Origin of the sequence: Virgisporangium aurantiacum (assembly GCF_016863635.1) — a bacterium.
Lineage (GTDB): Bacteria > Actinomycetota > Actinomycetes > Mycobacteriales > Micromonosporaceae > Virgisporangium > Virgisporangium aurantiacum.
Window position 1 is genome coordinate 136,900 of the sequence record NZ_BOPG01000022.1, and the last position, 20,190, is coordinate 157,089.

At 74.8% G+C, this 20,190-nt stretch carries 13 protein-coding genes and 1 pseudogene; 6 read left to right on the forward strand and 8 right to left on the reverse strand.

Translation table 11 applies throughout. The features are described from left to right. Positions 1–166: 166 nt before the first annotated feature. Positions 167–886, reverse strand: a pseudogene (locus tag Vau01_RS16860) (TIGR04282 family arsenosugar biosynthesis glycosyltransferase); the annotation flags it as partial. A gap of 11 nt (positions 887–897) precedes the next feature. Next, positions 898–1,557 (reverse strand): glycosyltransferase family 2 protein, encoded by a 660-nt coding sequence (locus Vau01_RS16865; RefSeq protein WP_203993292.1) that lies wholly within the window; start codon positions 1,555–1,557, stop codon positions 898–900. 115 nt (positions 1,558–1,672) lie between these two features. On the opposite strand from Vau01_RS16865, the gene Vau01_RS16870 reads away from it, so the two are divergent. From Vau01_RS16870 to Vau01_RS16885, 4 genes are read left to right on the forward strand one after another with little or no spacing between them, the layout of a single operon-like run. Further along, positions 1,673–2,716 (forward strand): NAD-dependent epimerase/dehydratase family protein, encoded by a 1,044-nt coding sequence (locus tag Vau01_RS16870; protein WP_239151638.1) that lies wholly within the window; start codon positions 1,673–1,675, stop codon positions 2,714–2,716. A gap of 53 nt (positions 2,717–2,769) precedes the next feature. Next, positions 2,770–4,209, forward strand: coding sequence for a hypothetical protein (locus tag Vau01_RS16875; RefSeq protein ID WP_239151639.1), 1,440 nt, complete (start codon positions 2,770–2,772; stop codon positions 4,207–4,209). Positions 4,210–4,247: 38 nt separating this feature from the next. Then, the gene (locus tag Vau01_RS16880) at positions 4,248–9,581 is read left to right on the forward strand and encodes a diguanylate cyclase (RefSeq protein ID WP_203993294.1); all 5,334 of its coding nucleotides are present in this window, start codon (positions 4,248–4,250) and stop codon (positions 9,579–9,581) included. A gap of 10 nt (positions 9,582–9,591) precedes the next feature. Further along, complete coding sequence (locus tag Vau01_RS16885) at positions 9,592–10,752, forward strand: MFS transporter (protein ID WP_203993296.1); 1,161 nt, start codon at positions 9,592–9,594, stop codon at positions 10,750–10,752. 2 nt (positions 10,753–10,754) lie between these two features. On the opposite strand, the gene Vau01_RS16890 is transcribed toward Vau01_RS16885, so the two are convergent. Next, the gene (locus Vau01_RS16890) at positions 10,755–12,068 is read right to left on the reverse strand and encodes a hypothetical protein (protein WP_203993298.1); all 1,314 of its coding nucleotides are present in this window, start codon (positions 12,066–12,068) and stop codon (positions 10,755–10,757) included. Between the two features lie 127 nt (positions 12,069–12,195). Between Vau01_RS16890 and Vau01_RS16895 the strand changes: the two genes are divergently transcribed. Continuing rightward, on the forward strand, positions 12,196–13,401 hold the full coding sequence (locus Vau01_RS16895) for a type VII secretion protein EccE (protein WP_203993300.1): 1,206 nt from the start codon (positions 12,196–12,198) through the stop codon (positions 13,399–13,401). A 16-nt stretch (positions 13,402–13,417) separates the two neighbouring features. Continuing rightward, positions 13,418–14,110, forward strand: a complete 693-nt coding sequence (locus Vau01_RS16900) for a hypothetical protein (protein ID WP_203993302.1) — start codon at positions 13,418–13,420, stop codon at positions 14,108–14,110. Positions 14,111–14,166: 56 nt separating this feature from the next. Here the strand turns inward: Vau01_RS16900 and Vau01_RS16905 are convergent, their stop codons facing one another. From Vau01_RS16905 to eccD, 5 genes are all read right to left on the reverse strand, one after another. Continuing rightward, positions 14,167–15,534 (reverse strand): glycoside hydrolase family 10 protein, encoded by a 1,368-nt coding sequence (locus tag Vau01_RS16905; protein ID WP_239151640.1) that lies wholly within the window; start codon positions 15,532–15,534, stop codon positions 14,167–14,169. A gap of 207 nt (positions 15,535–15,741) precedes the next feature. Beyond that, a complete protein-coding gene (locus tag Vau01_RS16910) occupies positions 15,742–16,851 on the reverse strand; it encodes a WXG100 family type VII secretion target (RefSeq protein ID WP_203993308.1) in 1,110 nt (369 codons plus the stop codon). Beyond that, positions 16,844–17,215: a hypothetical protein gene (locus Vau01_RS16915; protein ID WP_203993311.1), complete on the reverse strand. Its 372-nt coding sequence runs from the start codon at positions 17,213–17,215 to the stop codon at positions 16,844–16,846. The genes Vau01_RS16910 and Vau01_RS16915 overlap by 8 nt, the downstream gene beginning before the upstream one ends. A 104-nt stretch (positions 17,216–17,319) precedes the next feature. Beyond that, the gene (eccB, locus tag Vau01_RS16920; RefSeq protein ID WP_203993314.1) at positions 17,320–18,756 is read right to left on the reverse strand and encodes a type VII secretion protein EccB; all 1,437 of its coding nucleotides are present in this window, start codon (positions 18,754–18,756) and stop codon (positions 17,320–17,322) included. Positions 18,757–18,760: 4 nt separating this feature from the next. Next, entirely contained in the window at positions 18,761–20,143 is a 1,383-nt protein-coding gene (eccD, locus tag Vau01_RS16925; RefSeq protein ID WP_203993316.1) for a type VII secretion integral membrane protein EccD, read from the reverse strand. Between the last annotated feature and the right edge of the window lie 47 nt (positions 20,144–20,190).

Below are 20,190 nucleotides of genomic sequence, written 5' to 3' on the forward strand. Positions count from 1 at the left end.
GGCCGTGCGCGGGCTCGGCCGCCTGCGCCGAGCCGTGCGCGGACGCCGGCCCTTCTGGCGTTTGCGCGGACGCGGCCGGCACGTGTGCGGATGCCGGCACGTGTGCGGATGCCGGCACGGCCGGCGGCCGCGCGATCGCCGCTGGCACGTGTGCGGATAGCGGCACGGCCGGCGGCCGCGCGGTCGCCGGCGCCGGCACGTGTGCTGCGACGGCGACCGCGAAGCGGCTCGCCGGGTCGCAGAGTGCCGCCACCGCGTGCGCGTCGGCGGCGGTGTCCACGTCGCGGAGCCGGGGCAGCGTCGCCACCCGGAGGCCGCGCCGGCGCAGGGCGTCGAGCGTCTCCCGCCCGGTGGTCGGCGTCGAGGTCGCGATGTCGCGCAGCACCTCGGCGTGCGCCGGATCCCGCAGGCCGAGCGCCCACCAGCCGCCGTCCTCGGCGGGGCCCAGCACCGCGTCGGCGCGGTCGAGCAGCGCCACGGCCCGGCGCAGCAGCGGGGCCCGCAGTTGCGGGGTGTCCATGCCGACCAGCAGGCCGCCACCGGTGTCGGAGAACGCGTTCGCGAGCCGCGCGCCGAGGCCGGCGCCCCGCTGCGCGACCCGGTCCCAGCCGGCCGGCGCAGCGAGGTCACCGTCGACGACCAGCACGCGGCGGCACACCGGCGCGGCCGTCACCGCATCGACCGTGTCGGCCAGGTCGGCGGCCGTCACCGCATCGACGGTGTCGGCCAAAGCGGCCGTCACCGTGTCGGCCAAAGCGGCCGCGGCGGCCGTCACCGCGTCGACCGTGTCGGCCAGCGCGGCCGCGGCCACCGCGGCGGCCTGTCCGGGTGTGCACGGCGGGCAGAGCCGGGTCTTCACGCGGCCCGGCACCGGCGTCTTGGCCATCAGCAGGACGTTCACGACGTCGCCACCCGGCTCATGTCGCGGATCGCGCGGGCGGTGCCCAGCACCGAACCGGTCACCTTCGACCGGGTACCGGCCGCGCGCGGGTGGTACGCGACGTCGATCTCCACCACGGACCAGCCGGCCCGGCCGGCGCGCAGCAGCAGTTCGAGGGGGTAGCCGAAGCGCCGGTCGAGGACGTCGAGCGCGAGCAGGTCAGCCCGGGTCGCCGCCCGGATCGGGCCGATGTCGTGGACCGCGAGGCCGGTGCTGGCACGCACCCGCCTGGCCAGCACCGCGTTGCCCAGCCGCGCGTGCAGGGGCCACGCCGACCGGACCGTCGGCCGCCGCCGGCCCACCACCAGCCGGGCGTCGCCGGCGAGCACCGGTGCGGCGACGCGGCGCAGGTCGGCCGGGTCGAACGAGCCGTCGGCGTCCATCACGCACACCACGCCGTCGGCGGGTTCGGTGGCGAGCAGACCGGCGTGCACGGCCGCGCCGTACCCGGGCTGCGGCACGGTCACCACCTCGGCGCCGAGGGCGCGGGCCACGTCGGCGGATCCGTCGGTCGATCCGTTGTCGGCCACGATCACCCGGTAGCCGGCGGGTATCCGGGGCAGCAGGTCCGGCAGCGCCGGCGCCTCGTTCCGGCAGGGCAACACCACAGCGGTCATGTCATTTGACGCTAGTGACGGCCGCGCCGGCAAAGCCTTACAGAACAAGGACAAGGTATTACCGTCCCCTTACGCCGATCGCCGTGACGGCCGGCGCGCGCCTACCGTCGGCGTCGTGAGCAGAGTTCTCCTGACCGGCGGGGCCGGCTTCATCGGGACGCACGTCGCCGCCGCCCTCGTGGCCGGCGGGCATGAAGTGTCCATTGTGGACGCCGGACACCCGGCGACCCACAGGTCACCGCCGCCGGCGGAGCTCGGCGGCGTCCCGGTTCAGCGGGCCGACCTGCGCGACCCGGCGGCCGTCACCGACGCGCTGCGCGGGGTCGACGCGGTCGTCCACCTGGCGGCGCTCGTCGGGCTCGGCGTCGACCTCGACGACCTGCCCGAGTACGTGGGCTGCAACGACCTGGCGACGGCCGTGCTGCTGGCCGGCATGGCGCGGGCCGGGGTGCGGCCGCTGGTGCTGGCGAGCTCGATGGTGGTCTACGGCGAGGGCGCGTACTCGTGCCCGGCGCACGGACCGGTGCGGCCGGCGCCCCGGGCCGAGGCCGACCTGGTCGCGGGCCGGTTCGAGCCACCCTGCCCGCACTGCGGGCGCGACCTCGCGCCGGGCCAGGTCGACGAGTCGGCGCCGGTCGACCCGCGCAGCGTCTACGCCGCGACCAAGGCCGCCCAGGAGCACCTGACGTCGGCCTGGGCCCGGCAGGCCGGCGGCACCGTGTCGGCGCTGCGGTTCCACAACGTCTACGGGCCGGGGATGCCGTCGGACAGCCCGTACAGCGGGGTGGCGGCGCTGTTCCGCTCTGCGCTGGCCGGCGGGCGCGCGCCCACTGTGTTCGAGGACGGCGCCCAGCGGCGCGACTTCGTCCACGTCCGCGACGTGGCCGCCGCCGTGGTCCGGGCCACCGCTGCGACCGTCGACGGGCCGCCCGGCCGGTGGCGGGCCTACAACATCGCGTCCGGCCGGCCGGCGACCGTCGGCGACCTGGCCACGGAGCTGGCGCGGGCGGTGCGCGGCCCGGCGCCGGTGGTGACGGGCGATTACCGCCTCGGCGACGTGCGGCACGTCGTGGCGTCCGCCGACCGCGCCGCGGCGGAACTCGGCTTCCTCGCCGCCGTGCCGCTCCCGGCCGGAGTCGCCGAATTCGCCGGTATCTGATCCGACGGTGAACGACGGGTGGGAGGTTGGATACCTTGGTCGGGCGTTTCAAGGTGCCTAACCTCCCACTCACCGATGTCGCGGCGGCGGGCGTCGCGGTCGGGCTGGTCGCGGCGGCGGCCGGGGTCGGCGCGGCACTGCATCTGAGTGGACGCCCACCGGGCGCCAGCGCGGCACCCGTGTACGCGCACTGGCTGCCGCACGTCGGCCCGGGTACGCCGCTGGCCGTGGTGGTCGCGGTGGGGGTGGTCCGGTACGGGCCGGGGCTCGCCGCGCGCCTGCCGTGGTCGCGGCTGCTCCCCGCCGCCGTCGCGGCGGCCGGTGCGTGGATTCTCTCGCTGGCGCTCGTCGACGGGTGGCGGCGCGGGGTCGCGGGGCGGCTCACCACGCGGCACGAGTACCTGAGCGAGGTCGACGCCGTGCGCCCCGGGTTCCTGCGCGGGTTCACCGACCGGATCCTGGACTTCCAGCCCGACTCGTGGGCCACCCACGTCGCCGGGCATCCGCCCGGTGCGCTGCTGGTGTTCGCCGGCCTGGACCGGATCGGCCTGGGCGGCGGCGGCTGGGCGGCGACGGCGTGCGTCCTGGCCGGCGCGTCGGTCGCGGCGAGCGTGCCATGGACGGTGCGGATCCTGGGCGACGACGCGGGCGCGCGGGCGGCGGTTCCGTTCGCGGTGTTGCTGCCCGGCGCGGTGTGGCTGGGCGTCTCCGCCGACGCGCTGTTCGCCGGTGCGGCCGCCGCCGGGGTCGCGCTGCTGGCAACGGGCCTGGCCACCGGCCCAGTGACCGGCCCGGCGATCGGCGCAGCAACCGGGCCGACGGCCCGGCGCATCGCGGGCGCAGCGACCGGGCCGGCGATCGGCGCAGCGACCGGGCCGGCGATCGGCGCAGCGACCGGGCCGGCCGGCCGGCGCATCGCGGCGACGGTCGCCGGCGGTGCCGTGCTCGCGTTCTGCTGCTACCTCTCCTACGGGCTGGTGCTCATGCTGCCCGTGGTGCTGGCGCTGGTGGTCGTCACGAGACGGGTGCGGCCGCTGGGGTGGGCGGTGGCCGGTGGGGCCGCGGTGGTGGCCGCGTTCACGTTGGCCGGGTTCTGGTGGCTGGACGGGTACCACCTGACCGTCCGGCGGTACTACCAGGGGCTCGCCAGCGCCCGTCCGTACGCCTACTGGGTGTGGGCGAACCTGGCGCTGCTCGTCCTCTCCGCGGGTCCCGTCGCCGCAGCAGTCCTCCGCCGCGCGGTCCCCGCCGCGCTGCGCGACCGGGCCCGGCAGACACCGGTCGTGCTGCTGCCGCTGGCGGCCTTCGCCGCGATCGCCGCGGCCGACCTGTCCGGGCTGAGCAAGGCGGAGGTGGAGCGGATCTGGCTCCCGTTCGCGGTGTGGCTGCCGGCCGGCGCCGCGCTCCTGCCCGCGCCGACGCACCGGTGGTGGCTGGCCGCGCAGGCGACGACCGCGCTGGTGATCAACCACCTCCTGCTCACCACCTGGTGAACTGCTCAACTCCGCCGCTTCCCCGCCGACAGGCACACGTGGGCCGCGAAGCCAGGGTCACCTCGCCGGCACCGGACGCCGCGCTCACCGGCCCGACGTTCGCCGGGTACGACATCCTGGCCGAGATCGGGCGGGGCGCGGCCGCCGTCGTGTACCGGGTGCGGCGGCCCCGGACCGGTGCCGTGTACGCCCTGAAGATCCTGGACTCGATGGGCGACCCGTCGGTGGTGACGGCGTTCCGGCGCGAGGCCGCCCTCATGGCCACCATCAACCACCCCGGGCTGCCGCGCATCCACGAGGTCGGCGCGGTCGATGACCTGACCTACCTGATCATGGACCTGGTCGAGGGGGAACGGCTCACCGACGTGCTGGCCCGCGGCCGGCTCAGCCCCGAGCGGACGATCGCGCTCGCCCTCGACATCGTCGACCCGTTGACCGCGGTGCACCGCACCGGCGTCGTCCACCGCGACATCAAACCCGACAACATCATGGTCCACCGCGACGGCACCGCCCAGCTGATCGACTTCGGCCTGGCCGCCCGCACCACCACCGGGCACACCGACGCCGCCGTGGGCACGCTGGCCTACTGCGCCCCGGAGCAGGCGGGCACGCTGCGCCGCCCGGTCAGCCGCCGGTCGGACCTGTACTCGCTGGGCGCCATGTTGTTCGAGTGCATCGCCGGCCGGCCGCCGTTCCCCGCCGACGACGTCGGCGAACTGCTCCGGCTGCACGCCGTCGCGCCGGTTCCGGACCTGCGCCGGATGGTGCCGGGCACCCCGCCGGGTCTCGCCGACGTGGTGGCCACCCTGCTCGCCAAGGACCCCGACGACCGCTACCAGAGCGGCGAGGAACTCCTGACCGACCTGCACCAACTGGCGGACGCGCCACACCGTCCCATCGGAATCCGGACCGGCGGCGGCGCCGCGCCGGCCGAGCAGCTGAAACCCCTGGTGGGCAGGGCCGCCGAGTTGTCGCGCCTGTCGCGGGCGTGGGTGTCGGCCCGGGCCGGCGAGGGGACCGTGTGCGTGCTACGCGGCGGTCCCGGCGCCGGCAAGAACCGGTTGGCGACCGAGGTGGTGGCGCTGGCCGCCGCGAGCGGCGCGCTGGTCCTGCGCGGACGCGGATCGGCCGACGACGCCGTGCCGCTGGCGCCGCTGCGGCAGGCGCTCGCCGCGTGCCTGCGCGAGGCCGACCGGCTGCCGGCAGCCGAGCGCAGCGACGTGCACGCCCGCATCCAGCGCTGCGCCGGCGACGCGTTCCCGCTGCTGGCCGGCGACGCCTTCCCGCTGCTGGCCGGCCTCGCGCCGGCAAAGCCGCCGGCCTGGCCCCCAACCGGGCCACCGGCCGCGCCGGCCATCGGCCGGCGGCGCCGAGCCGAGCCGGCTCCGACCTCGGCGTCGGAAGCGGACGGGCAGGACCAGTTCACGCTCGCCGTCGTCGGGTTCATCACGGCGCTCGCCCGCGAGTTCGGCGGCCTGCTCCTGGCGCTCGACGAGGTGCAGTGGCTCGACCAGGGCACCGTCCGGGTGCTCACCCGGCTCGCCGAGGACCTGCCGACCGTCCCCTTGCTTGTGCTCGCGACCGGCCGCGACGACGCCGAGAGCATCGCACGGACGGACGCCGTCGTGGCCCGGCTGGGGCGCCGGGTGGCCGCCGACATCACGCTCGGGCCGCTGACCGAGGCCGGTGTGGCCGAGCTCGTCGGCACCCTGCTGCCCGGCGTCGAGGTGGACGCCCGCCTGGTGCGCCTGCTCAACGCGCGCGGCAAGGGCAGCCCCTTCGTCGTCCAGGAGTACCTGAGCGCGATCGTCGACGCGGGCCTGCTGCGGCCGAGCTGGGGCACCTGGCTGCTCGACGAGGACGGCCTGGACGCCCTGGAACTGCCCGACGACGCGATCGGGCTGGTGCTCGCCCGGGTGGACGGCCTCGGACCGGGGGTTCGGACGCTGCTCACCACCGCGGCCGTCGTGGGCTGCCGGTTCCGGCCCGACCTGGTGGCGACGGTGCACGGCGTCGACGTGTCGGAGGTGCTGGCCGGGCTGCAGGAGGTGGCCGGGCGCGGGCTGGTGGAGGCACGGCCGGACGGCGAGTTCGCGTTCCTGCACGACCGGATCCGGGAGGCCCTGCTCGAACAGGACACCGCCCACCTGCACGCGCGGATCGCCACCGTGCTGCACAACACCGGCGGGAACGACGCCGAGCACGTGTTCGAGGTGGCCCACCACTACATCGCGGCCGGTCCGGCGGCGCCCACCGGTGCGGCGATCGCGGCCTGCGTCGCGGCCGGGCACCTCGCGCTGCGCACGTTCGCGCCGGCGAAGGCTGTCGCGCTGTTCGAGCACGTCCTCGACCTCACCGCTGAGCTCGACACCGGGCCCGACGCCGCGGTGCTGGTGGCGTTCGGAACGGCGCTGCGCCAGACCGGGCAGTTCACCCGGGCCACGGCGACGCTGGAGCGGGCGCTCGCCGTCGAACGGGACAAGTTCGCACGGGCCGACATCCTCACGGTGCTGGCCTGCGTCCACCGGTCGGTGTGGAACATCGACGCGGCCCGGGCGGCCGTACGGGCCGGCCTCGCCGAGATGAAGGCCGCCCCGCCCCGCAACCGGTTCGCGCTGGTGCTGACGAGTCTGCTGCTGTTCCTCGCGGGCGTGCTGCGGATCGGCCGCGGCACCGCGCGGGGCGACCGGCGACGCCGGTGCGAGACGATCGCCGCGCTGCACGAGGAGGGGACGTACATCGCGGTCCTCGCCATGCGCCGCTCCGACATCGTGCTGCACAACCTGCGCGTCTACTACTGGCTCAACCGGCTCGGCCACGGCGCCCAGTACTCCCGCAGCCTGAGCACGGTCGCGTTCGTGTGCGCGAACCTCGGCCTGCAGAAGCGGGCCGACATGCTGTTCCAGCGGGCCGCGACCGACCCCGGCGCGGCCGACCCGGCGGTGTGCGCGGTCAACGCGCACTACCGCGGCGCCGCCTGCTACCTCACCTACCACGACGACGGCGAGAGCTGGACGCACGCGATCGACCAGCACGGCCGCTGGCTCGACCTGACCGCCTACACCGACGCGGTGGCGGTGTTCGCGGTCGACGCGCTCGTCTGCGGACGCACGCGGGAGGCGATCCGCTGGTGGGAGGTGGGCCGCCGCCGGCTCACCCTGAGCTCGGGCGAGGCGACGTCGCTGTTCGTGGTGCCGGCGATGGTCGCCGCGGCCACCGGCCGGCCGGCCGACGCCGCGCAGGAACAGCAGCGGATCGCGGCCGACCAGCGGCAGAACGACAACCCCGGCACGGCGCTGCGCCGGTCGCTGATCGACCTGTTCGTGCTCACCGAGCAGGACGAGACCGGGCCGCCGTTCGACCGGGCGGTCGCCACGTTCGAGGCGCTCGGGCACCGGCAGCGCGAGCTGATCCGGTCGCAGCGGGCGATCGCCTACACCATCGCGATGGGCCGGCTGGCCCAGGCGCGGACGGCCGCGCCGGAGCACCGGGCGGCGCGGCTGGAGCAGGCGCGGGTCGCCGTGCGGGCGTTGCGGGTGGCGCGGCGGCACCCGTTGCAGGTCATCCGCGAGCAGGTGGCCCGCGCCGCCCTATTGGTCCTCGACGGTGAACCCGACCGGGCCCTGCACGTGTTGAACGCGGTCAAGCCGATCGTCGGCCCGGACGCGCCCAACCTGGCCTACGAGGCGGCCCGGATCCGGGCCCGGGCCCTGCGCGAGCTCGGCGCCAACGGCGAGTCGGTGCGGCAGGCCCTGCTCGCCATCGCGATCGCCGAGCAGGAGGGCTGGCCGCACCGCGTCGGCTGGGTCACCGCCGAGTTCCCCGGCACCCGGCGGCGGCGCCGGTCGGCGGCCGGTGACGCCCTCACCGACGGAGACGGCGACGACGACATCGACCGGCAGCGGTTGCGGGCGCTGGAGGAGGTCGGCCGGGCCGCGTCGCGGGTCCTGGATCCGCAGGAACTGGCCCGGATCGCGCTCGACGAGACCATCCGCATCCTGCGCGCCGACCGCGCGTTCCTGTTCCTCACGACCGGTGACGACGAGCGGCTGGTGCCGCACCTCGGCCGCGACGCCGCCGGCAACGACCTCGGCGAGCTGACGGCGTACAGCGCCAGCCTCGTCGAACGGGTCCGCGAGCGGCGCGAACCCCTGGTGGTGACCGGCACCGACGAGAGCGCGGCGCTGGGCGCGCAGAGCGCGATCCAGCACGGCCTGCGGTCGATCATGGTGGCGCCGTTGCGGCTGGAGGACCGGCTCCTCGGTGTGGTCTACCTGGACAGCCAGATCGCCAAGGGCATCTTCACCGCCGACGACGCGGGCATCCTCATCGCGCTGACCAACCACGTCGCGACGTCGCTGGAGACCGCGCGGGCCGCCCAGCTGGAGATCTCGGTGCAGACCGCGCACCGCCAGCGCGATCTCGCCGAGCAGTTGCGCACCGCGTTCGAGGCCATGAGCGACACGCTGGAGCCGGAGAAGATCCTGGCCCGGCTGATGCGGTCGGCCCGCTCGCTGCTGCAGGTCGACCGGGCCTGGCTGCTCAGCCGCGAGGACGACGGGCGGTGTTCGGTCACCGAGTCGGGCTTCTACGGCGAGACGACGCGCGAGGTCGCCGCCGACCGCACCACGCTCTCCCTGCTGGCCCACGAGGAGCCGGTGGTCGGTGCCGACCCCGGTGTGCCGGCCGCGATCACGGAACGGCTGCCCGACGCGCGCTCGTGGCTGGCGCTGCCGCTGCGGTCGCGCACCAGCGACGTCGGCGTGCTGGTGCTCGGCTCGACCGATCCGATCGGCCTGGTGCACCAGGTGGGCGTGGCCTCCGCGCTGGTGGCGCAGGGCCTCACCGCGTTCGACAACGCGAGCCTGTTCGCCCGGGTGCAGAACCTCGCGGTGGTCGACGAGCTGACCGGCATCGCCAACCGCCGCCGGTTCATGGAGATGGCCGAGCGCGACCTGGTGGCGGCCGGCCGGCACAGCCGTCCCCTGTCGGCGATGATGATCGACATCGACCACTTCAAGCGCATCAACGACACGTACGGGCACCCGACGGGCGACGACGTGATCCGCGAGGTGGCGGCCCGGCTCGCCGCGCACGCCCGGCGCACCGACCTGGTCGGCCGCTACGGCGGCGAGGAGTTCTCGTTGGTGCTCCCCGAAACCGGCCTGCTCACCTGCCAGGACCTCGCCGAGCGGCTGCGGTCGGCGATCGCCGACGAGCCGGTGGCCACGCGGACCGGCCCGCTCGACGTGACGGTGAGCATCGGCACGGCGTCACGGCAACCCGGCGACACCGACCTCATCACCCTGCTGTCGCGGGCCGATCAGGCCTTGTACGAAGCCAAGAACGCGGGACGCAACCGGGTCGCATAAGAATAGGCACGTGTCGTCCTATCGATGGCTGGTGCTCGCCGTCGGAACGGCCGCGCAGTCCTCGGCCGCGGCGTTCCTCGTCGGCATTGCCGCGATCGCCCCCGCGCTGCGCGCCGAGTACGACCTCGACCTCACCGGCCTCGGCCTGATGCTTGGCGCACCGACGCTGGGAATGGTGGTGACGCTGCTCGCCTGGGGACACGCGGCCGACCGGTTCGGCGAGCGCCGGGTGATGACGACGGGGCTGCTCCTCGCGTCCACGATGCTTTTTCTCGTCCCGTTCCTGCCGGGTTTCTGGCCGGTGCTGCTGGTGCTCTTCCTCGCGGGCGCGGCCGCATCGGGGCTCAACGCCGCGAGCGGCCGCGCGGTGATGGCGTGGTTTCCGGCCCGGGGACGCGCGTTCGCGATGGCCATCCGCCAATGCGGACTGCCGTTCGGCGCCGCACTGGCCGCCGCCGTTCTCCCGGTGCTCGTCGACATCGCCGGCACCCGGTTGGCCTTCTGGGGACTGGCCTGGTTCATGACGGCGAACGCGTTCGCGGTGGCCATGGTGATTCGATCGCGCGGCTCCGGCCCTGCTTCGGACGGGCGGTTCTGGGACGTCCTACGGCACGGCCCGCTGCTGAACCTCTGCGCGGCGGCGGTGCTCCTGATGCTCCCGCAGGTGGCCATCACCGCGTTCGGCATCGAACTCCTGTTGGCCACCACCGCGCTGACGGTGACGCAGGCGGCCGTCGCCCTGGTGGCGGTGAACCTGTCCGGCGCCGGCCTCCGCCTGCTCGTCGGCTGGTGGGCCGACTGGACCGGCGTGCGGTTACGGCCGTTCCTGTTCGTCGCGGTGTGCATGGTCGCCGCGTTCGACGCGCTTGCGGCATATATCGCGCTCGATGGGCCGATGCTGCACGTCTTCGTCGTTCTGGTGGGTGCGCTGGCGCTGAGCTGGAACGGGTTGGCGTTCGTCGTCGCCGCCGAACTGGCCCCGCCCGGCCGGGCCGGCTCGTTCCTCGGCTTCGAGAACACCGCCATCTACGCGGCGAGCGCGCTGGGCTCGATCCTGGTCGGCTTCTTCGCCGACCGGGCCGACTGGGCCACCGTGATCGGCGGCCTGACGCTGCCGGCGTTACTGGCGGCGACGGTGCTGGCGTTCAGCACGTCCTCGGTCCGGGTCTGAACTCACGTGTAGCGCTGCCAGGTGTCGCGGAGGGGGAGCCATCCGCCGTCGCCGTCGGTCCACAGCTTTTCGATGTAGGCGCCGGTGGTGGTGTTGTCGTCGTCCCAGTAGATGCCGCCGTACGTGCGTCCGCCGGTCTGGTAGGCGAACTCGACGTAGTGTCCGGTGGTGCGTCCGGACGTGCCGGCCCGCTGCGCGGCCACCGGCGCCGCACCGGCGGCGATCGGCGCCGAGGTGGTGTTCTGGGTGGCCCGGGCGGCCCGGACCTTGTCCCGGTCGGCCGCCGAACGGAACTGGATGAAGTAGACGTTGATGACGGCGTTCACCGAGCATCTCACCCGCAACTGCTCCCCCGGTTGGGGAGCCGGCCCGCCCGCCTCCGAACTCGACACGCACCCGCCCAGCCACGACATCCACGCGTCGGCGAGCGGCACGAACACCGGATTGAGTCGGCTCCGGTTCGCCGCCTCCTGGCCCGTGTCCCCGGCGGGTGCACCGTCCACAGTGGACCCGTTCGCCGTCGACCCGATGAGATACCCGGTGGACCCGAACACCAGCAGCCCGATGAGCAACCCGAGCAGCAGCACCCCGACGGCTGGCCGCGAACGCGGCGTCGCCTCGGATGCGCGGTCGTGGCCCGCCGGAACGATCGGATACCCACCGGTGTGCCCATGGGCCGGCGGCTGCGGCTGCGCCGGCCAGACCGGCGATCGCCAGGCCGCCGCCGGATTCGCGGCGTACGCGGGCGACGCGGGCATGATCGAGGTCGGGGTCACCAGCGGCGCCGGTGCCGGCGCCGGTGACGTGATCGCGGTGACCGGGATCGCCGTCACGGGAGCGGCCGGGGCCGTCACCGGTGCGGTGACCGGAGCCATGACCGGCGCCGTCACGGGAGCCATGACCGGAGCGGTGACCGGCGCCGGCGCGGGAGCCGCGACCGGAGCCATGACCGGGACGGCCGTCACCGGAATGGCCGTGACCGGCTCCGGCAACCTCGCGGGCGAGACCGGCGCGGGCGGAACGACCGCCTGCGGAACAACCGCCTGCGGTGCCACCGGCCATTCGTCGTGCTGGCGCGGCCGGAACTGCTCCGTCCGAATGGGTTCCGGTGGAGTGGACGCCGACCGGTCCACCGGCGGATACATCAACGGTGCCCGCGGTACGGGCGGCCGGGCCACCGGCGCGGGCAGCGCCGGCGGCCGCCTCGGTGCGGGAGCGGGGGGCGCCACCGTCGGCAGGCTGCCCGCGGGGGCGTTCGGTCCGGTCGGCACGGGGTCGGACGGCCAGTGCACGACGGCGGCTCTCATCTCGTCCACGGCCATGGCAACCTTTCCGAGGCTCCGAGGTGGGAAGACATCGACGCGGGTACCTATTGACCTGTCTCACGCAGATCCGGCGCGATCGGCTCACCGTTGCGGAAGATTCTCGACGTAAGGTGTGCGCATGCCCGACATCATGGGGGCGAGCCGGGCTGCCGGCCGGTTCGGTGTGGCGCAGCTCGTGTCGGTCGAGCTTGCCGTGGTCGCCGTGGCGGCATCCGTCTACGGGCTGCCGCCGGTGGCCGCGGCCGTCAGCGGGGGCGTCACGGCGCTGGTGCTCACCATGACGCTCGGCCGGTCGGGCGGGCGGTGGATGTACGAGGTCGTGGGCGCGCAGCGGCGGCTGAGCCGGCGGCGCCGGGCGGGTTTGCGGGCCGCCGACGCGGCACCGGCGCAGCGCGCGGTGCTGGCCGCCTTCGCGCCCGATCTTTCCACCCGGACGGCCACCGACCGGGGCACCGAGATCGGTGTGGGCATGGACGAGTTCGGGTGGTTCGCCGCGATCGCGGTGGTGCCGCCCGACGGGCTGTCCCGCGATCCGGCGGCCGCGCTGCGGCTCGACTGGCTCGCCCGGTTGGCCGCCGAACCGTCGGTGCCGGCGAGCACGCTGCAGGCGGTCGTGCGGCAGGTCGACGGGCCGGCGCCCGGCGTCGATCCGGGTTCGCCGTCGGCGGCGTCGTACCGATTGCTGCGCAAGGCCCTGGGCCTGCCGCCGAGCCGCCAGATCTGGCTGGTCGCCCGGCTGGCGCCACGCGACGGCGCGCTCGCCGCGGCGGGCCGGGGCGGCGGCGAGGCCGGCGTCCACAAGGCGTTGGCGACCACGCTCAAGCGGCTCGCCACCGGTCTCGCCGAGGCCGGCCTGACCTACCGGATCCTCGACGAGGCCGCGCTGTGGGCGGCGGTCACCGTCGCGTGTGGACTGCCGGCGGCGACCGTCAGCCCGCCGCGGGAGCGCTGGTCGCGGGTCGAGGCCGGCGGCGCGGTCCACGTGTGTTTCGCGGTCCGCTCCTGGTCGACGGCGCAGCCCGCCGACGCCCTCTCCGAACTGCTCCGGCTACCTGACGCGTCGGCGGTCAGCACCGCGGTGGTCTTCGGTCCCCGCACGGTGCCGCCCTCGCCCGACGCGCCGGCACCACCCCCGGCACCCGTTCCGGTGCGGGTGCTGGTGCGGGTGGCCGCCGCCCCGGACCGGGTGACGTCGTGCGTCGACGCGTTGCAGGCGACGGCCACGAGGCTCGACGTGAAACTGGTGCGGCTCAACGGCGAGCAGGGTGCCGCCGTCTACGCCACCGCACCGACCGGAACGACCATCGGCCTCGCGCCATGGTGAGCCATGGAGGGTTCCCTTGCTGACCGGCGGCGCCCGCACCACCGTTCCCGAACTGCGCGCCGACGCGCTCGCTCCCACCGTGTTCCCGGTCGACGCCGACGGCGTCATTCTGGGCCGCGACAGCACCGGGCGCCCGGTGACGCTGCGGTTGTTCGACGCCGTGCCGCGGCGGGTGGTCTTCATCGGCGGCTGGTGGGCGGCGCAGATCCTGGTGTCGCGGTGTCTCGCCGTCGGTGCGATGGTCGCGGTCGACGCCCACAGCGTCGCCGATTCGACCGACGCCGTCGCCATCGGTGCCCAGTGGCTGGCGCTGGGCCGGTTCGCCACCGGAGCCAACGGACGGATCCGGCCGATCCCGCCGAACATCGACGAGTGGCCGGCCACCGCGGCGCAACCGGTGCTGCGGCTGCGTGACGTCGGACCGGGTGGCCCGGCATCCGACCCGCGCCGGCCGTGGCACACCGAGCTCACCGTGCTGTCGACCGTCGGGCCCGCCACGGGTCGCGCGATCGCCACCGCCGACGTCGTGCTGGTGCAACGGCTCGCGCACGCCGACGCCGACCTGGTGCGGCTGGCGCTGGAACTCGGGCCGGAGTACACGCCGCTGCTCGGCGCGATGGAGAACGAGATGGTCGCGGCGTTCGGCGGCGGGGTCGTGCGGTACACGTGGCTCACGCCGACGCCGGTGGAGCGTCAACTGTTCGGGTGAGAGCAGCCCGTGGCCCGGGCGGTGAACGACCGCCCGGGCCACGGTGGGGGTGGCGATCAGGTCGCGGAACAGCCCGACGCGCTGCTCGGGCCGGTGCCGGTGCCCTGGAAGCCGAACTGCGTCGACTGCCCGGCGTTCACCCGGCCGTTGTAGCTGACGTTCGAGAACGAGGTGCCGTTGCGGGTGGTGCTCCAGGCATTGGTGACATTGGCCGCCGACGGGATCGACACCGTCCAGCCGTTGATGGTCGACGACCCGGCGGTGACCGTCACCGTGGCGACGTACCCGCCGTTCCACTGGTTCAACGAGATCGACGCCGAGCATCCGCCGGGCGTGCCCGGGTTCGACGGGCTGGAACTCGACGGGCCCGGGTTCCCCGGGGTGCTGCTGCTGGGGTTCTGCGGCTGGCCGTTGTTCAGCGCGGTGAGCACCGAGTTGTACGCCGCCTTCTTGTTGCCGCTGCCGTCGAACAGCAGCGGGGTCTGCGAGGCGCGCCACGAGTCGCTGTCGCGGATGCCCCACACCGTGATGCCGTTGCAGCGCGCGACGGCGAGGCAGTCGGTGACGACGCCCGAGTACCAGGCCGGTGTCGCGTTCTGGATGTCGAGCTCGGTGATCTGCACGTCGACGCCGAGCGCCGCGAAGCTCGACAGCGTGGTGCGGTAGTTCGACGGGTACGGCGACTGCTGGTTCATGTGCGACTGGAAACCGACGCAGTCGATCGGGACGCCGCGCTGCTTGAAGTCCTGCACCATGCGGTACACGGCCTTGGTCTTGGCGTGGGTCCAGTCGTCGGTGTTGTAGTCGTTGTAGCAGAGCTTCGCGCCCGGGTCGGCGGCCCGCGCCGTGCGGAACGCCACCTCGATCCAGTCGTTGCCGGTGCGCTGCAGGTTGGAGTCGCGCCGGCCGCCGCCGCTGCCGTCGGCGAACGCCTCGTTGACGACGTCCCACGAGTCGATCTGGCCGCGGAAGTGGGTGGCCACCTGCGTGACGTGGTTGATCATCGCGTTGCGCAGCGCCGTGCCCTCCATGCCCGCCGCCCAACCGGGCTGCTGCGAGTGCCAGGCCAGCGCGTGTCCCCGGACCTTCGCGCCGCGCGACCGCGCCTGGTTGACGATCTGGTCGGAACTGCTGTAGTTGAAGGAGTTCTGGGACGGCTCGGTGGCGTCCCACTTCATCTCGTTCTCCGGCGTGACGCTGTTGAACTCGCGGTTCAGGATCGTCGTGTACACCGAATCGCTGAGCTTGTACGCGGCGACGGCCGTGCCGAAGTAGCGGCCGCCGCGCTCTGCGGCCGACGCGCCCAGGGTGGTGGCGGCGCTGGCCGATCCGGGCAGGAACACGGTGCCGGTGACGGCGAGTGCGCCGGCGGCGGCGATGGCGAGGACGGTTCTGCGGCGGAAACTGAGGGGGATCCCCTGCATTCCTGGCTCCATTCCGGGGTGGCGGCCGGCCCGGAATGACGTGCGCTCCGGCCCGGCCCGGTGACGCGGGCGGGACGAGGCGGCTCGCCAGCGGCGGCGGGCACCGTGGGAGGAGGGCGGAGCATCGACCTCAGTAGATGGAGGATCGCAGGCGGGATCCGGAGCCGTCAATTACTTTCGGAAAACTTTCGAAGCAATTTCGAGGTGTCACCCGGACGACGATCCCGAGGGCGATCCCGAAGGCGGGTCCGAGCCGTTCACGACGGCTTCCGGCGGTTCGGCGCCGCCCTCGCCGGCGGTCACCCAGGCCGCGCCGTTGCCGGTCCACCAGTCGGCGCCCTCCTCGACGCCGGCGCCGGTCCCGGCGCCGCCGCCCGGCTGGTGGCCGATCACCCCGGCGCCGGCCATCATCATCGGCATGGCGCCGCCGGCCGCCGCGGCCGACGCGGCACCGGCCGCGGCGCCGCCGGGCGGCACGGTGCCCACCGAACCCTTCGCCGCCCCGGCCAGACCCGGTGCCGCACCGGACAGCATCGCCGCCGGAACCGGACCACCGATCGGCCCGCCCGGAACCGCACCGGCCGCGAAGGCGAGGCCGGCGACGCCGGGAACCTGACCGGCCGGGCCGCGCATCCCCAGATCGGAGACGCCGGCCAGCCCGCCGGTCGCCGCTCCGTCCGCGACCCGGCCGGGCTCCTCGGGAACGTTCACGACGGCACCCGGCATGCCGGCCGGCGCGTCCGGGATCGCGGCGGGCCAGTTGGCCTGGTCGACCACGCCGTAGAGGGCGGCCAGTTCGGCCACCAGGGTCACCATCCGCTCGTGCGCGGCGGACCGCTCCTCCGCCGTGGGCACGTGTCCGAGCGAGGAGCCGAGCACCGCCTCCGGCGTCGACCACCCGGTCGCCGCGCTGAGCAACGCGGCCCGGACCGCCACGGAATCGGCGCCGGCCGCCACGGGCACGGCCGGGTTGGGCCCGACCGGATTCGGCTGGGCCTGCCGCTGCGCCTCGGCCAGCGCCCGGGACATCGCCTCCGCGCCGACGCCGATGCTGGCCGCCTCGTCGGCGAGTTCCTGTGCGTACGTCGCGATCAGCCCGATCCGGCTCGCGAACTCGTCGCTGCCCTCCCCGGTCCAGCGGGCGGCGAGCCCGGTCAGGTCCCGGCGCAGCCTGGTGGACAGGGTGGCGGCGGTGGCGCCGGCCCGGCGCCACGCGTCGGCCTGGCGGGAGAGCACGGCCGGCGAGCCGTGGAGCAGCTGCCGGTACAACTCGTCGTGGCTGTAGCGGTTGTAGCGCTGGTAGTACTCGTCAGGCATGGCGCGCCGTCCCCGGGTCGAGAGCGTCGTTCACCGGCCGCACCGCGTCGCGGATCTCCGCCGGATCGGCGCCGGCCAGGTCGTCGGCCGAGCGGTACCGCTGCGCGATCGTCATGGCCGCGTTCTCCGCGGCGGTCAGCGCGCTGATCAGCCGGTCGAGCCGGGTGACGTACTCGCGGCGGAGGCCGTCGAGCCGGGTCGCCGTGCGGGCGGCGTCGTCGAAACGGCCCAGCGCGGGCAGGTCCGCGGCCGGCGCGGTCGTCAACGCCAGGCGCGCCGAGTACGACTCGTCGAGCCGGGCTTGCAGGTAGGTACGGAAGTCGTCGATCGAGTACGGATCGACGAAGAGCGAGTTCCCAGCCATGCGGCCATCCCCGGTGACGAGTAGCGGTCCGACATGACAAGCCACGGACGCCACGGCGTTCCGGTTCACTGGCAGCAGCTAGTTTGTCGCCGAGGGAGGCGACCTCATGAACCGGCCGATGTCGATGGACCGGTCGGTGCCGCCGGCGGCGCGATGAACAGCGTCGCCGCCTGCGGGTCCAACGAGGGACCGGTGGGCACCAGCGCGAGCAGGGCGGCCGGGATCGACACCGGGGTCACCTTCCCGTACCCGAGCGACTGCCGGACCTTGTCGGCGGCGTCGATCGGCATCGGGTACTTGAGGCCCTGATCGGTGATCAGGTACGTGGTGCCGGTGGCCGCGCCCGGCGGCGGCAGCAGCCGCACCAGCGTGGCCCGCCCGCCGGGCAGGACCACCCGGTCGGCGGTGCGTACGCCGTCGGCGCCGACCTGCGCCGGCGGCGCGGCCTCGGGCGCCAGCCGGGCCTCGCCGCTGACGGCGGTGTACGTCTGGACGACCACCGGTTGGTCGGCGGCCGGCGCGCCCCGGTACAGCGCGCACAGCATCGGGTACCGCGGGCCGTCGCGCGGCACGGTCGGCACCTCGGCGGGGAACCCGGGTGGCTCTGCCTGATCACTGGACAAGACGCGACCGGCCTCGGCCGCCGTCGTCTCGGTGGCCGCCGCCCCCGCGGCCGTCATCAACCGGGCCGTCACCGCGCCCACCGGGCTCAACCCGTTGGGCGTCATCACGTAGTACTGCTCGCCGGCCCGGAACAGCTGCCCGACCGTGGTCTGCGCGCCGCCGACGGTGATCGAGGTGCGGTCGCCGGTGCCGGGTACCGCCGGCGCGGCCAGGTCCGGACCGGCCGGCACCGCGTTGAGCAGGCCGTCGGCGACCGGCGCCACCGGTACCCCGGCCCACCCGAGCGCGGCGACGGTGGCGTTGTCGCGGATCCGCAGCCGGCGGTCCCGGTAGATCAGGTACCGGTCACCGCCGTCGGTCGCGACGAGCAGCCCGGCCTTCGGGTCCACCGCGGTTCCACCGGCCGGCTCCGAGCCGACGAACAGGAACGTCGCCGGCACCTCGGAGGACGGCGAACGGGGCGCGCTGCACACCGTCCACGGAAGTTTCACCAGCGCGGCGGCCGCGGGCAGTTCGTCGGGCAGGCCCTCGATGCCCACCGCCCGGCCGCGCGGGATCTCGCGCAACGAGTTCTGCGACATGGTCCGCACGGTCAGGTCGTCGGTGCCCGCGATGAGCCGGGCGGAGGTCCAGTTCAGCACCGGATGCAACCGCCCCTGCAGGTACAGGAACTTCGCCCCGTTCTCGCGCACCAGGATCAGCGAGTTCTCGGCCGGCGTGCGCCCGCCGGGACGCACCAGGCCGTAGATGCCGACGGCGGCGAAGACCAGCGCGGCGATGAGCAGGCCACCGAACACGGCCAGCGCGAACCGCCGCATCGGCCGCTCGTTGGTCTCCGGCTCGCCCAGCACCAGCCCGCCGACGATCCGGCGCGTCAGGAACCGGTATGCCTGAAGCTGTTCGCGCCGGCTCTGCATGCGGCTACCCCCGGATCCCGCGGATCCAGGCGTACAGCCCGCTGACCCAGATCGCCATCGGCACGATCCCGAGAATGAGCACGATCTCCAGGACGTCGAGCGCGCGGCCCCACCACGGCGAGTTGGGCCGCTTCCCGCCCGCCATCGCGAAGCCGAAGTGGATGCCGGCCACCGCGATCACGGCGAGCAGGACACCGGTCAACCGCGCGACCGGACCGACCGAGAGGTAGAGCGTCACCAGCACGGCGGCCAGCGCGACGGCGCCGCCGGCCAGCAGCGGCAACCGCAGCCGGGCGCCCAGGTACCAGCGCGCCCGCGACGTCAGCAGGATCCCCAGCGCCGCGCCCAGCACCAGCCCGCGCCAGTCGGCGGTGGCGACCACGGCGGCGCCGGCCGCGACGATGACGGCCAACGCCGTGACCATCCCGGCGAGCAGCTCGTCGGCGCGCCGGCTCCGCGCCAGCACCCGCTCGCCGTCGACGGTCTCGGTGTCCTGGCGCAGCTCCTCCCGCTCGGCCGGCAGCGACGGAACGGGCAGGCCGGCCAGCCGGTACGCGATCATCGGCTGCGCCGGCAGCGTGGCCAGCACGACCAGCAGCGTGACCGCCGCGGCGGGCACCGGACCCACCTCGAGCGCGACCGCGGTGGCCGTGCCCAGCACGGCCGCCCCGGCGACGGCACCGGCCGACAGGAACATCGGCGTGGCCGCGTGGCCGATGCCGATCGACGCCAGGGCCGCGGCGAGCAGGGCCGCGGTGACGGCGACGAGCAGGTGCGGACCGGCCAGCTCGCCGACGGTGCGGTCACCGGCCAGCACGAGCAGGCCACCGACCGCGGCGTACACGATCGCGACCAGACCCACCGCGCGGGCCGCGTCCTGGTCTCCCAGCGCCCGGGACAGGATCGTGGCGATCCCGATCAGGATCGCGGCGCCGGCCAGGCCGACCACGCCGCCGGCCAGTTGCGGCGGACCGGCCAGCAGGGTGACGGCCGCGCCGCCGAGCAGCGCCAGCACCGCCACCACGAGCCCGTACCGCCGGGTCCGCGACGCGGTCCAGCGGCTCGGCTGGTCGCGGGTGGCGGTGGCGACCGCGTCGATGACGTCGTCGTACACCAGCACCGGTGCCTCGTCGCCGCGCGGGCGCAGGTACAGCACGTCGCCGTCGCGGACCTCCAGCTGGGCCGGCGTGTGCGAGCCGTCGAGCACCAGACCGTCGAGGCGGGCCAGGGTCCAGCCGTGCTGGGCGGCCGGGTCGTCGCCCAGGTCGGTGCCGGCGTAGCGCAGCAGGACGGGCAGCATCTCGGCCACCGGCACGTCGGCGGGCAACGCGAGGTCGACCCGGCTGCGCGGCGCGACGATGGTGACTCGGCTGATCCCGCCAACCACGCGAGACCTCCTCTGCGCGCGTTCATCGGCCGGTGACTGCGCTCGAT